13 protein-coding genes and 1 tRNA gene are annotated in these 12835 nt (G+C 29.4%); 4 read left to right on the top strand and 10 right to left on the bottom strand.

The annotated features are described in order from the left end of the window. Positions 1-15 precede the first annotated feature (15 nt). The 3 genes from ACTT90_RS02510 (at position 16) to ACTT90_RS02500 (ending at position 1389) form a co-directional block, all read left to right on the top strand. Positions 16-864: a sulfotransferase domain-containing protein gene (locus ACTT90_RS02510; protein WP_440937278.1), complete on the top strand. Its 849-nt coding sequence runs from the start codon at positions 16-18 to the stop codon at positions 862-864. A gap of 99 nt (positions 865-963) precedes the next feature. Further along, positions 964-1038, top strand: a tRNA-Gly gene (locus ACTT90_RS02505). A gap of 6 nt (positions 1039-1044) precedes the next feature. Continuing rightward, positions 1045-1389, top strand: coding sequence for a 4a-hydroxytetrahydrobiopterin dehydratase (locus ACTT90_RS02500; protein WP_440937277.1), 345 nt, complete (start codon positions 1045-1047; stop codon positions 1387-1389). Here the strand turns inward: ACTT90_RS02500 and purH are convergent. The 6 genes from purH to ACTT90_RS02470 all read right to left on the bottom strand — a co-directional run bounded on the left by purH (position 1379) and on the right by ACTT90_RS02470 (position 7723). Next, positions 1379-2911, bottom strand: a complete 1533-nt coding sequence (gene purH, locus ACTT90_RS02495; RefSeq protein WP_440937276.1) for a bifunctional phosphoribosylaminoimidazolecarboxamide formyltransferase/IMP cyclohydrolase — start codon at positions 2909-2911, stop codon at positions 1379-1381. The two genes, ACTT90_RS02500 and purH, sit on opposite strands and share 11 nt — an antisense overlap. Then, the gene (locus ACTT90_RS02490; RefSeq protein WP_440937275.1) at positions 2911-4494 is read right to left on the bottom strand and encodes a heparinase II/III family protein; all 1584 of its coding nucleotides are present in this window, start codon (positions 4492-4494) and stop codon (positions 2911-2913) included. The genes purH and ACTT90_RS02490 overlap by 1 nt, the downstream gene beginning before the upstream one ends. Before the next feature lie 29 nt (positions 4495-4523). Next, positions 4524-5183, bottom strand: a complete 660-nt coding sequence (rpe, locus tag ACTT90_RS02485; protein ID WP_440937274.1) for a ribulose-phosphate 3-epimerase — start codon at positions 5181-5183, stop codon at positions 4524-4526. Between the two features lie 28 nt (positions 5184-5211). Next, positions 5212-5580, bottom strand: coding sequence for a hypothetical protein (locus tag ACTT90_RS02480; protein ID WP_440937273.1), 369 nt, complete (start codon positions 5578-5580; stop codon positions 5212-5214). A 74-nt stretch (positions 5581-5654) separates the two neighbouring features. Further along, positions 5655-7463: a sodium:solute symporter family protein gene (locus tag ACTT90_RS02475; protein ID WP_440937272.1), complete on the bottom strand. Its 1809-nt coding sequence runs from the start codon at positions 7461-7463 to the stop codon at positions 5655-5657. Beyond that, positions 7463-7723: a DUF4212 domain-containing protein gene (locus tag ACTT90_RS02470; RefSeq protein WP_014953970.1), complete on the bottom strand. Its 261-nt coding sequence runs from the start codon at positions 7721-7723 to the stop codon at positions 7463-7465. The genes ACTT90_RS02475 and ACTT90_RS02470 overlap by 1 nt, the downstream gene beginning before the upstream one ends. A 124-nt stretch (positions 7724-7847) precedes the next feature. On the opposite strand from ACTT90_RS02470, the gene ACTT90_RS02465 reads away from it, so the two are divergent. Beyond that, positions 7848-8471 carry an esterase gene (locus tag ACTT90_RS02465; protein ID WP_440937271.1) on the top strand — a complete coding sequence of 208 codons (624 nt, stop codon included), beginning with the start codon at positions 7848-7850 and terminating at the stop codon, positions 8469-8471. Here ACTT90_RS02465 and acs read toward each other — a convergent pair. Genes acs through tsaD form a run of 4 tightly spaced genes read right to left on the bottom strand, consistent with a single transcriptional unit; the run spans position 8468 to position 12801 of the window. After that, a complete protein-coding gene (gene acs, locus ACTT90_RS02460; RefSeq protein WP_440937270.1) occupies positions 8468-10567 on the bottom strand; it encodes an acetate--CoA ligase in 2100 nt (699 codons plus the stop codon). The genes ACTT90_RS02465 and acs overlap by 4 nt on opposite strands. 2 nt (positions 10568-10569) lie before the next feature. After that, entirely contained in the window at positions 10570-10983 is a 414-nt protein-coding gene (locus ACTT90_RS02455) for an EVE domain-containing protein (protein ID WP_440937269.1), read from the bottom strand. A 17-nt stretch (positions 10984-11000) separates the two neighbouring features. After that, the gene (locus tag ACTT90_RS02450) at positions 11001-11699 is read right to left on the bottom strand and encodes an FkbM family methyltransferase (RefSeq protein WP_440937268.1); all 699 of its coding nucleotides are present in this window, start codon (positions 11697-11699) and stop codon (positions 11001-11003) included. Between the two features lie 28 nt (positions 11700-11727). Further along, entirely contained in the window at positions 11728-12801 is a 1074-nt protein-coding gene (gene tsaD, locus ACTT90_RS02445; RefSeq protein WP_440937267.1) for a tRNA (adenosine(37)-N6)-threonylcarbamoyltransferase complex transferase subunit TsaD, read from the bottom strand. Positions 12802-12835 lie beyond the last annotated feature (34 nt).

Here is a 12835-nt window from a genome sequence, read left to right as displayed (position 1 = left end):
ATTAAATTTTCTAAAATGATTTTTTGGATTGCTTCATATCCTAAAAGTGGAAACACTTGGTTAAGAGCGCTTTTAGCTTCATATTTTTTTTCAAAAGATGGTTTTTTTAGTGAAAATTTATTAGAAAATATAAATCAATTTCCCCAAAAGAAATATTTTGAGCATTTTGATTATGATAAGAATACACCAACTGATACATCAAGATTTTGGATAAAAGCTCAGGAAAAAATAAATCAAGACAAAAAAATTAGATTTTTCAAAACACACAATATCTATGGAACTTTAAATAATGAAAATTTTTCAAATAAATTTAATTCGATAGGATGTCTATATATAATAAGAGATCCAAGAAATGTAATAACTTCTCTAAAAAATCATTATGAACTTAATTATAATTCATCCTTAGATTTTATGAATAGTGAGACTAAGTATATTTATGATACTAATAACCAAAATGACTACAGTGATTTTCAATTTATAAGTTCTTGGGAAAAAAATTATCAAAGTTGGTTATCGCAAAGAGAAATACAAGTGAAATTGATTAAATATGAAGAATTGCAAAAGAGCACTTTTAGTGTCTTTAAAGAAATAATAGAATTTATTTATTCTACAATAAAAAAACCTCACAAATTTGATAAAAGTAAAGCAAAAAATGCAGTCTCATCAACTTCTTTTCAAAAGTTAAGTAATTATGAGAAAGAAAGAGGATTTAAAGAGTCTGTGCTTTCTAAAAGTGAAAAAAAAAAGATACCCTTTTTTTTTCTTGGACCAAAAAATGATTGGTCAAAAATTATCGATGAAAAATTTAAAGCCAAGATTAATAAAAATTTTGAAAAAAATTTAAAAGAACTCAAGTATTATTAATTCTATTGATTTCACAAAATAGAATAAAAGTTTAATTAGATTTAAATAGCCACTTGCTAAAATTATAAAAAACCATTAATTTGAAAAATAAATAAAAACGCGGGCATAGCTCAGTGGTAGAGCGTCTCGTTGCCAACGAGAAGGTCGAGGGTTCGACCCCCTTTGCCCGCTCCAATTTCAATGAGTGATTTATTAAATAAAAAATGTGTTCCTTGTGAAGGGGGCGTTTTACCTTTTGATATCTCTCAAATTCATAAATATCAAAAAAAAGTAGATGGATGGGATGTAGTTAAAAATTCAAAAGAAATTTATTTTTTAGAAAAAAATTTTAAATTTAAAAATTTTATTGAAAGTCAAAAATTTGTAAACGAAGTAGGTAAAATATCAGAGATAGAGGGACATCATCCAGATATTTTATTTGGATGGGGATATGCTAAAATTTCAATTACCACACATGCTATAGAGGGACTGTCTGAAAACGATTTTATTCTTGCAGCAAAAATTGATAAAATTTCTAATGTCTAAAATGTCTTGTTTTTGAAAATACTAGAATAGTTCCAGTTTCGTTTGCAAATTTGATTATTTCTTTATCCCTAATTGACCCCGCAGGTTGAATTACAGCAGAAACACCAGATTGAACTAATTTTTCAATTCCATCTACAAATGGAAAAAAAGCATCGGATGCAGCAACTATATCTTCATCTGGATTAACAAATTTTCTCATTTTGTTAATCGCTATTTGACAGCTATCAAGTCTACTTGGTTGACCTGATCCTATACCAACTGTTGAGTTATTGTGAGCTAAGACAATAGCATTTGATTTTACATATCTGCATACATTAAATGCAAAAATTAAATTTTTCATTTGTGAACTTGAGGGTTTTAATTTTGAAACTATTTTGAAATCTCTAGGCTTAAATTGAACCAAATCCTCATTTTGAATCAATATAGCACCATTGTGAGAGTTAATTTTATAACTTTCATTTAACTTAAATTGATCAGCATCGATTAATCTTAAATTTTTCCTTTTTTTCAGTATCTTTAATGCTCCAGCATCAAATCCATTAGCAATTATAACTTCGAGAAAGATTTTATTTAGTTCGAGAGCTAATTTACTATTTATCTTGAAGTTACATGATACAATACCACCAAATGCACTAATAGGGTCAGAAGCTAGTGCTGATTTATAACATTCAACTTGTTCTTTTTTAATAGATACACCACAAGGGTTTGCATGTTTTACAATAACAACACCACAATTATTTGGTAAAGATTTTGAAATTGTTAAGGCAGCAAAAATATCATTTAGATTATTATAACTTAGTTGTTTTCCACTTAATTGATTTAAATTCAAACCATTAGAAGAATAGATAGCACTCATTTGATGAGGATTTTCTCCATATCTTAATTTATCAATTATATTTGCGCTAAAGACCTTTCTTTTCGGAAATCTATCATTAGTTATTTTATTAAAATAATTAGAGATCAAAGAATCATAGTGAGCAGTTTCGGTAAATGCATGCTTTGACATTTTTTTTCTAAATTCAATTGTGGTTGAGCCTTTGTTTAAGTTTATTTCATTAATAAACTCTTCGTATTGGTCTGTCGATGTTATCACTGTAACATCATTGTAATTCTTAGCAGCAGCTCTCACCATTGTTGGTCCACCAACATCTATATTTTCAATTATCTTATTATGGTTTTTGGTATTTTTTAATGTTTCTTCAAATGGGTAAAAATTAACTATAATTAGATCAATATTTTCAAAGCTATTTTTTTTTAGTTCTTGTTTATGTCTTTTGTTTTTTCTCTTATTTAAAATTCCAGCGTGAATTTTAGGATGTAAAGTTTTGACACGACCATCTAATATTTCAGGTGAATTAGTAAAATCCGAAACTTCAATGCATTTAAATTTAAGTTTTTTAATTGCTTTGAATGTTCCACCAGAACTGATTATTTGAATATTATATTTTTTTAAACAATTTAATAGTGGCTTTAAATTTTGTTTATCTGATAATGAAATTAGAGCTTTTTTAATTTTTGACATTATATTTTTATTAGTTCCCACTTAATATCACTATTTTTTGAATTTATTATCCCTGATATAAAAATATTTTGATTTTCAACATACGTACTTCTACTGTTAAAATAAAGCCCATTTTCGATATTTACTTCATAATTGTTACAATTAAATTTCCAACCTTCATCACCGCTTTCAATTAGTATAGTTTTATTATCTTGAGTTTTCATGACCTTTGAAGATGGGTCTAAATGAAAACGAATATCAAATTTAAGATTTGGTAAATCTTTTTTTCCTTTAATTTTATCAGTACCAATTAATTTAAAGTTTTCAGGAAAATACTCTATATCTCTCTCATAAATTAGATTGTATTTTTTCAAATAGCCATCATGAGAAGCATTTATTTTCCAATAATTTTTTTCAAAAATTATATTTTTTTGAATTATTTTTAGATTTGTATTTATTTTATATTCACCTTTTGAATTCCTGATAAATTTGCATGATGAATTATCATCCAATACTAAAGTATTTTGAAGAGCTGATGATCGACATAGTTCATTTAATTGATAATTTGTTCCTTCATAATAACCTGCATTTGTGAATATTTTTTTGCCATTTGATAAAAATTCAAAAGAAAGTGAACCAGCTTGATACTCATCTGAAAAATCTTTTTCAGGTGATGGTCCAATATCCATGAATAGATTTATTTTTTTATTATTTAAAGATACATAACTTGAATTTTCATGATTTTGATTTTTAAATGCATAACCACATCTTTTTAAATATTGATCAAATTCAAAATTGCTAGATAAATTGTTACCATTAAAATGTGGATCAAAATTGATATTTTTCCAAAAGAATGAATAAGATTGACCTAAATAAAAAATATATTCATCAATAAATTCAGGTATAGCATTTTGCGTTTCTTTAAACCATTCTCTAATCAAAATTAAATATTTTAGATAAAATATGGAATGTTTAATACTACGGGATTTTGGGAACCCATATTTATCAAAAACTTCTTTAATAAATTTTTTTAATAAATCTAGTCCAGCATCCAATTTTTTTTCTTGTTCACTGTAACAAAGAGAAAAAAGAATTATTGCAGAAATACTTATTATTTTGTTTTTGTAATTCTTTGTATGATTTACTTGATTTAATAAATGCATAATCTGTTTTTGAATTATTAAATCAAAATTTTTTTGATATTCATTTGTACCATTATCATAAGTTAATTTAGAATTTGATAACCATGATATAATTCTCTTTGATAAAACATTTATTTCCCAGCTTTTTGAGTTATATTTATTATTTATATTAATCCATTTTGTAATTACTTTTTGTACATCATTACTCGAAGATTTTAGATCTAAACTAAAAATCCAAAAAAAATTGTTTAATTTTTTAAATTGTTTCTCGCTGAGATTACTATTTGTCCATATTTCTTCTAATGAGAAATCAGCAATATTATTTTTTTTTGTTCTGATTTTAATTAGAGAAGATAGAAGGTAAGTACTAGGTTTGTATCTAAATAAAAGATCTGTGAATTTAGAAATTTTTTTGTCATAAAAAAAAGAATTAAGATATAAATTTCTTAAATTATTCAGCATATAAAATAGATTATATTAAGAATAGATAACTAAGCTGATTTCAATAATTCTATATTTTTTTTGATATCACCGTCATTATTCTTAAAAATTGTTGTTCCCGATACTAGAATATTTGCACCTGCCTCAATTGCACTCTTAGAATTTTCAAAATTTATTCCACCATCAATTTCTATATCATAATTAAATTTATTATTTTCACGAACAGTTTTTAATTTTTTAACTTTTTCCAAAACTTCAGGCATAAATTTTTGACCTCCAAAACCTGGATTAACACTCATTATAAGAACCAAATCAATTTGATTTAAAAATTTCTCTATTATCTCAATTTTTGTTTCTGGATTTAATGAAATACCAACTTTCTTTTTTAATTCTTTAATTTTGTTTATTGAATCTTGTAAGCTATCAGTTGCCTCAGGATGAATTGTAATAATATCAGCCCCAGCTTCTGCATAATCTTCTATGTACTTATGAACAGGGGCAATCATCAAATGAACATCAAACTTAAGTTTAGTATGCTTTCTTAGCGATTTAATAACAGGAGGTCCAATTGTTAGGTTTGGAACATAGTGTCCATCCATAACGTCAACATGAACCATATCAGCTCCACCGTTTTCTAATTTTTTTATTTCATTACCAAGTTGACTAAAGTCAGCAGAAAGTATTGATGGTGATATTTGTATTTTTTTCATTGATAGTGATTATTAGTACTATCAACTTTTAAAATTTAATTGAATTAAAAAATTGATATATTTGTCTAGAAATTTCACTTTCGAGAGGAAATGACAACATACCCATCACAGAATAACCAAGCACCCATGGCATTAAATAAAATCTTATCATAAAAAAGAACCATGCAATATATAGTGGTACTAATGGCGCAATTATAAATTTTGGAGTTATCGGTTTAAAAAGCCTAATAAAAGGGTTTGTTATTTTTACAAACACTTTCATAAAAAAAAATTCAGAATCTTCTTTTTGAAAAATATTCATTGCAACCTTACCAATCAAAGTCCACATGATCATTCCTAAAGCATAATCAATTATATAGACTAAGGGATGAAAGTTTGCTGATAATCCTGATGACATTTAAGTTTTATATTAGAAAAAAGAATAAAAAAAAAGGGGCGAATAAATCGCCCCTTAAATTAATTTAATAAGTATTATCTACCAATTACAGTTTTACCTGCAGGTACACGACACTCATCAACCATTCTCTGTGTAGCAGCATTAGGTGCTGAAGTCATTAAACTTACAACAACCATTGCAACTAAACTAACAGTAGATCCGAAGATACCAAATGTTAACTGTGTAATACCTAAGAAACCAGCTCCACCGTTACGTACCCAAACTAGATACGCAGCACCAGATACTAGACCTAATATCATACCAGCTATTGCACCTTCTTTGTTAGCTCTGTTCCACCATACACCTAGTACAAGTGGCCAGAATAAACCAGACATCGCAAAGTCAAAAGCCCAGATTACTGAACCTAAGATACCTTGGATTTCCATTGCTGCAATTGTAGCTCCAGCAAAACCAATTACTACAAGTAATACCCTTGCAACAACTAGTCTTTTTGCAGTTTCCGCTTTTGGATCAATGATCTTATAGTAAACATCATGTGATATAGCGTTTGCAATTGCTAGAATTAAACCATCTGCTGTTGACATGGCAGCTGCCATACCGCCGGCTGCAACTAGACCTGAGATTACATATGGTAATCCTGCTATTTCTGGTGTTGCTAATACAACGGCTTTACCACCCATGAAGAACTCGTTTAATTCAACAGTTCCATTTCCGTTAAAGTCGCTAATAAACATCAGATTAGCTTGGTTCCAGTTTTGGTACCAGTCGATCGCTTGAACATCAGCAATTGATTTTCCAATAATACCCGTAGGTAATGAAGGATCAATTAATGATAGTTTAGAAAGCGTCGCTAACATTGGTGCAGATGAATATAGTAGGAAGATAAAGAATACTGACCAACCTACTGATTTTCTAGCTGCTTTTACACTTGGAGTTGTGAAATATCTCATCATCACGTGCGGTAATGAAGCTGTTCCCATCATCATCGCTAATGCTAATGAAATAAACGCCCAAGGTGAAGCATTTACTGCAGAGTGAGCTTTAGTTATTCCAGCTAAGCCTTTTGGTACATTAGCAAGATCAGCAGCTGAATTTTTTACAAAACCAAACTGTTGTTCTAATTCACCAATTCTGGCAACTTCATCAGCTAACATGAAGTGTGGGAAAAACCCAGCACCAATTTTGTTACTGATCCAGAATACTGGAAGCAAGTAAGCTATAATTAGTACAATGTACTGTGCAACTTGTGTCCAAGTTACTCCTCTCATACCACCTAGCATTGAACATAATAAGATACTTATTAATCCAACGTATACAGCGTATTGAAAGGGAATATCTAGAGCAACAGATGCAATCGTACCTGTAGCATTAATTTGTGCAGTCACATATGTAAATGAGGCAACAGTTAATACTATTACCGCACATAGTCTTGCTAAATTACCACCGTATCTTGTACCTACGAAATCTGGAACTGTGTAACAGCCAAATTTTCTTAAGTATGGTGCCAATAAAGATGCAACTAACACGTAACCACCAGTCCAACCTACTAGTAACGCCATGTAACCATAGCCTTTGAAGTAAATACCGCCTGCCATTGCAACGAATGATGCACCAGACATCCAGTCTGCTGCAGTTGCCATACCATTGAATACAGTAGGTACTTGTCTTCCAGCTACATAGTAAGCGTCAGCTTGAGCTGTACGTGATAGCCAACCAATTATTGCATAGATAGCTACTGTAAAAGCAACGAAACAAATTCCAATTGCTTTTGCAGTCATACCCGCCGATTCTGCAATTGCCATAATGATTATGAAAGCTAAAAATCCACCTGTATAGATTCCGTAAACTTTAGGCAAGTTGTCTATAAAATTACCTTTTAACATTAATCGCCTCCTTTTTCAGAAAAGCCGAACTCTTCATCAATTTTTTCTTGTCTGTTCGCAAACCAGAAAATTAGGATTACGAAAATTCCAAGAGAACCTTGACAAGTGAACCAATACGTTAGTGGATAACCAAAAGGTCCACCGACTTCGTTCATCTCAGCTCCAAAAAGGAAGATACCCATTGAGAACACAGCCCAGATTGCTAGTGTAATAAATAGCAATGCTCTGGTCTTTTCCCAGTGTTGTGCTTGTTTAGACATTATATCTCTCTCCTTGTTAGTTATAACTGGCAAAAACTCTAACCATTATGAAATAGATTTAAAGTATTAAAATTGCTCAAAATAGGGACATTTTAGTCTAAAACTGTTAAAAATCTTAAATTTTATGTCAAAATACAAATTAACCTGGCGTGATTTGAAATTTTCTGATTTCAAAATTTATCTTTTTGGTTTGTTTAAAGCCTTTATTCCAAAGAAAAAACTAAATAATTTAAACGATTTAGAAGAGTTTATTCAAACTAAATCAGCATGGGTAGCACAAGTTACTCTTTATAGTTATTTAAAAACAAGAATGGGAACAAGATACGTTTTACATTTTGAAAATGATGAGTTTATGAAGTCAGTTAATTTAGCGAAGTGGAATATTTATGCAGTGTCGCTTCAAGATTTAACTTTTTATGTATTTTCTTATTTAAAAATAAATTTTCAATTTCAAGATTTAAAAAAAGCAAAAGAAATTTTTAATAACATTTTAGATGATGAAATATTAAATCAAATGCCTAAAGATATAAATGAAGAGTGTCGAAAAACATTTAATGAAAGATTAGAAAAAATAAATTGGGATAATCAAATTAATGATTATCCATTCAACCCAAGTGCATTGTCATTATATGAATGGGCTCCTATTGCGGATAAATTAAAAACTCTAGATCGTAAAATTGTTCTGAATTCAATGATACTTAAATGGGATATCATAAAAAAAGAATTTAGTGAAAGAATTGAATTTTAAATATTTTTTCTATTTTCCACCAAACTATCAACAACCGATGGATCTGCTAGGGTAGTAGTATCTCCTAGTTGATCATGTTCATTAGCAGCAATCTTTCTTAAAATTCTTCTCATGATTTTTCCAGATCTTGTTTTTGGTAAACCTGGTGAAAAATGAATTATATCTGGGGTTGCTAGAGGTCCAATTTGTTTTCTAACCCAAAGTTTTAAATCTCTTTCAAGCTCCCCATTTTCTTGTTCACCTGCATTTAAAGTAACATAGCAATATAGTCCATTACCTTTTATGTCGTGCGGATAGCCAACCACTGCAGCTTCTGCTACTTTTGGATGAGCTACAAAAGCACTTTCAATTTCTGCTGTCCCTAAATTATGCCCTGAAACAATGATGACATCATCAACTCTACCTGTTATCCAATAGTAGCCATCTTTATCTCTCCTACACCCATCACCTGTAAAATATTTTCCATCAAATTGAGAAAAATAAGTATCTATAAATCTTTGATGATCACCATAGACAGTTCTCATTTGACCTGGCCAAGATTGAGAAATACACAATCTACCTTCACCAGCCCCTTTAATTTCATTTCCATCTTTGTCAACTAACGATGGTTTAATACCATAAAATGGCTTTGTAGCAGAACCAGGTTTTAAGTTGATTGCACCTGTTTGTGGAGCAATCATAATACCACCAGTTTCAGTTTGCCACCAAGTATCCACAATTGGTGACTTTGAATTACCAACAGTTTTATAATACCACATCCAAGCCTCAGGATTAATTGGCTCACCAACTGTTCCTAACAGCTTTAATGTTTTTCTTGAAGTTTTCTTGACTGGTCCATCGCCTTCCCTCATTAAGGCCCTAATTGCTGTAGGTGCAGTATAAAATATATTTACTTTATATTTATCAATGATTTGCCACCAACGCGAGCTATCAGGATAAGTGGGAATTCCTTCAAACATAATTGTTGTTGCTCCGTTCGCCAGAGGTCCATAAATAATATAACTATGACCAGTTACCCATCCAATATCAGCAGTACACCAATAAATATCTTTTGGTTTGTAGTTGAATATATATTCATGAGTCATTGAAGCATAAACCATGTATCCGCCTGTTGTATGAAGAACCCCTTTAGGTTTTCCTGTTGATCCTGATGTATAAAGTATGAACATTGGATCTTCAGCGTTCATCTCTTCAGGTTCACAATGTGATGGAACATCTTTAGTTAATTCATGGTACCAAACATCTCTATCGTAATCCCAACTAACAGAGTTACCTGTTCTCTTAACAACAATGCATTTTTTAACATTCGGACAACTTCTCAAAGCCTCATCTGTAATTTCTTTTAAAGGGATTGTTTTTCCACCCCTTACTCCTTCATCGGCAGTAATGATGTATTCCGACTCGCAATCATTTACTCTTCCTGAAATTGAATCTGCTGAAAAACCTCCAAAAATAATTGAATGAATTGCACCTATTCTTGTACATGCTAACATTAAAACTGCTAGCTCGGGCACCATTGTTAAATATATTGTCACTCTATCACCTTTTTTTATACCTAGTTTTTTTAATCCATTTGCAGCTTTAGAAACTTTTTGGTGTAGTTGTTTATAAGAAATCTTTTGTGAGTCTTTTGGATCATCACCCACCCAAATAATTGCTGTTTCATCACCTTTATCTTTTAAATGTCTATCGATGCAGTTTGCAGAGGCATTCAAAGTTCCATCCTCAAACCATTTTATTTTAACTTCTGATGTGCTGTATTTTACATCTTTAATTTTTGTATATGGCTTAATCCAGCTAATCCTTTTTCCTTCCTTAGCCCAAAATTCATTATTGTTTTTAATAGATTCGTTATATTTTTTTGTATATTGAGCTTTATTAGCTAGACTTCTTTTAATCCATTCAGATCTTGTTTTAATAACCAATTCTTGTTCTTTATTATCATTGTTTTTAGATATTTTTTTTCTTACTTTATTTTTCTTTTTAGAAACTTTCTTTATTTTTATTTGTTTTGATTTTTTTTTGTTAACCTTCTTTTTCTTTTTAACTTTTTTCGAAGGTTTTTTTTTGGACTTCTTTTTTTTCTTTTTTGACATGTTTATGTTTTACTCATTCTTATAAGAATTTTCCAGCTTTTAGAGTCAATACTCATTACGGATAATCTACTTTGTTTTATTAGAGATAATTGGCTTAATTCCTTAATTTTTTTAATTTCATTAAGTGTTATTGATCTTTTAAGTCTCTCTTTAAATTTAACTGTAACCGCAACAAATCTTCCTGATTTATCAGTTTTATCTAAATAGGATTCTTTTAAAACCTCAACTATACCAACTATTTCTTTTCCAATATTTGAATGGTAAAAAAAACAAAGGTCACCTTTTTTCATTTTTTTTAAATTATTTGCTGCTTGGTAATTTCTAACCCCATCCCAAACAGCTCCTTTGTCACCAGCTTTCATCTGTTGAGTTAGCGACCAAACATCAGGTTCTGATTTTAATAACCAATATTTCATTTATAATTAATAAAATATTATTTTAAATATTTAAATAAATAATCATTAAAATTAAATTTTTCTATAAATATATAATTTTTTTGTTTTAGAAATTCATTCAATTTTTCAAATTTATGAGTTTCTACAATTAAATATTGAAAAGAAAAATTATTAAAATTAATTCCATTTAACACTTCAAATTCTGCCCCTTCAACATCTAAACTTAAAAAATTTATTTTTTTTGGGGCATTAGCTTCATACAAAATTGAGTCAAGCGTTCTAGCTTCAGCTAAAAAAGTAGTTTGTTTTTCAAAAAAATTCAATTCAGGTGTAGAAAGATGATCTTCTCTAAATGATTTTGAGGTTTGATCTATAGAGGTAGTTTTTAAATTTGAATAAATTAATTCTACATTTTTTTTCGTAAAATTAAAACTTACACAAGCATTACAAAAGAATAAATTCCTTTGAGATCTATTATGTTTACATTCTTTAAAAAGTTTTGGAGTTGGCTCAATTAAAATTCCCTTCCAATTTTTGTTTTTTTCATAATAATAAGTGTTTGATTGTGTTATCCCATCATGAGCCCCAAGTTCTACATAAAAACCATCAAAAAAATTAAGATATTTTTCCAACTTTAAATCCAAATTATTTTTTCCAAAATTTTTTTTTAATTTTTTTTTGAGGAAAGATGGAATTTTAAAATTAAAGATTTTCTTAAAGTAAAAATATATATTCATTAGATTATTTTTATAATTTTATTTTAAATTAAATTTTTACACCCGCTCCCTTAAGAAATATAGCACTTTCATCAAGTTGCCATCTTGGTTTTGCTGGAAAGTTTAATTTATCTAATAAGCCTAATTTATATTTTTCTAGGCCTACCAAACCAATCATTGCAGCATTATCACCACATAACTCAATTGGTGGAAAAATAGATTTAAAATTTCTTTCATTACAAATTTTTTTGAACATTTCTCTCAATTTTTTGTTAGCCGCTACACCACCTGCTATTACAAAAATATTATTATCTGAGTTGTTTATTTTTTCATATTCATCAAACGCCATATTAGTTTTCTTATACATAATTTGTTCTATGGTGTTTTGAAATGAAGCGGCAATATCAAATTTGTCTTGTTCATTTTTAATTTCTTTTGAAATCTTTAAGATAGCCGTTTTTAATCCTGCGAAAGATAAGTTGCACCCACCTCGATTAAAAATTGGTTTTGGTAGAACAAATCTTTCCTTATTTCCTTTTTCAGCTAATTTTTCAATTTGAGGGCCACCAGGAAACTCAACACCAATTAATTTTGCAGTTTTATCAAATGCTTCTCCAAGAGCATCATCTATCGTTGTTCCAATTCTTTTATATTTATTGAGCCCTTCAACGACTAGATATTGACTATGTCCTCCGGAAATTAATAACAACAAATATGGATAATCTAAATTTGAATTTAATTTTGGACTTAACGCATGACCCTCTAAATGGTTTATAGCAATAAAGGGTTTATTTAGGGAGTTTGCAAATGCTTTACCAAAACTTAAACCAACAGACAAACAAACCACCAACCCAGGACCTGCTGTAGATGCTACAGCATCAATATCACCAATTTTAATTCCACTATCTTCAATTGCTTTTTTGGTTATAAGATCTATTTTTTCTAAATGAGATCTTGCTGCTAATTCAGGTACTACTCCACCAAATTCCTTATGAACATTAGTTTGACTTGAAACAACATTAGACAATGCAACTGGTTGATTTTGACTATTTTCAGTTACAATCGCAGCAGCAGTTTCATCACAACTTGACTCGATACCAAGAACTATGGGTTTTTTACTCATACAAATTATTAATATTAATAGTAAAACTATTACA

Origin of the sequence: Candidatus Pelagibacter sp., assembly GCF_052049935.1 — a bacterium.
GTDB lineage: Bacteria > Pseudomonadota > Alphaproteobacteria > Pelagibacterales > Pelagibacteraceae > Pelagibacter.
This window is presented reverse-complemented; position numbering and strand designations above follow the sequence as displayed.

Excerpts from the sequence above, each read along its gene's own strand:
- ACTT90_RS02510 (WP_440937278.1), top strand. The coding sequence starts at position 16 with ATGATTTTTTGGATTGCTTCATATCCTAAAAGTGGAAACACTTGGTTA.
- ACTT90_RS02500 (WP_440937277.1), top strand. The coding sequence starts at position 1,045 with ATGAGTGATTTATTAAATAAAAAATGTGTTCCTTGTGAAGGGGGCGTT.
- purH (WP_440937276.1), bottom strand. The coding sequence starts at position 2,911 with ATGTCAAAAATTAAAAAAGCTCTAATTTCATTATCAGATAAACAAAAT.
- ACTT90_RS02490 (WP_440937275.1), bottom strand. The coding sequence starts at position 4,494 with ATGCTGAATAATTTAAGAAATTTATATCTTAATTCTTTTTTTTATGAC.
- rpe (WP_440937274.1), bottom strand. The coding sequence starts at position 5,183 with ATGAAAAAAATACAAATATCACCATCAATACTTTCTGCTGACTTTAGT.
- ACTT90_RS02480 (WP_440937273.1), bottom strand. The coding sequence starts at position 5,580 with ATGTCATCAGGATTATCAGCAAACTTTCATCCCTTAGTCTATATAATT.
- ACTT90_RS02475 (WP_440937272.1), bottom strand. The coding sequence starts at position 7,463 with ATGTTAAAAGGTAATTTTATAGACAACTTGCCTAAAGTTTACGGAATC.
- ACTT90_RS02470 (WP_014953970.1), bottom strand. The coding sequence starts at position 7,723 with ATGTCTAAACAAGCACAACACTGGGAAAAGACCAGAGCATTGCTATTT.
- ACTT90_RS02465 (WP_440937271.1), top strand. The coding sequence starts at position 7,848 with ATGTCAAAATACAAATTAACCTGGCGTGATTTGAAATTTTCTGATTTC.
- acs (WP_440937270.1), bottom strand. The coding sequence starts at position 10,567 with ATGTCAAAAAAGAAAAAAAAGAAGTCCAAAAAAAAACCTTCGAAAAAA.
- ACTT90_RS02455 (WP_440937269.1), bottom strand. The coding sequence starts at position 10,983 with ATGAAATATTGGTTATTAAAATCAGAACCTGATGTTTGGTCGCTAACT.
- ACTT90_RS02450 (WP_440937268.1), bottom strand. The coding sequence starts at position 11,699 with ATGAATATATATTTTTACTTTAAGAAAATCTTTAATTTTAAAATTCCA.
- tsaD (WP_440937267.1), bottom strand. The coding sequence starts at position 12,801 with ATGAGTAAAAAACCCATAGTTCTTGGTATCGAGTCAAGTTGTGATGAA.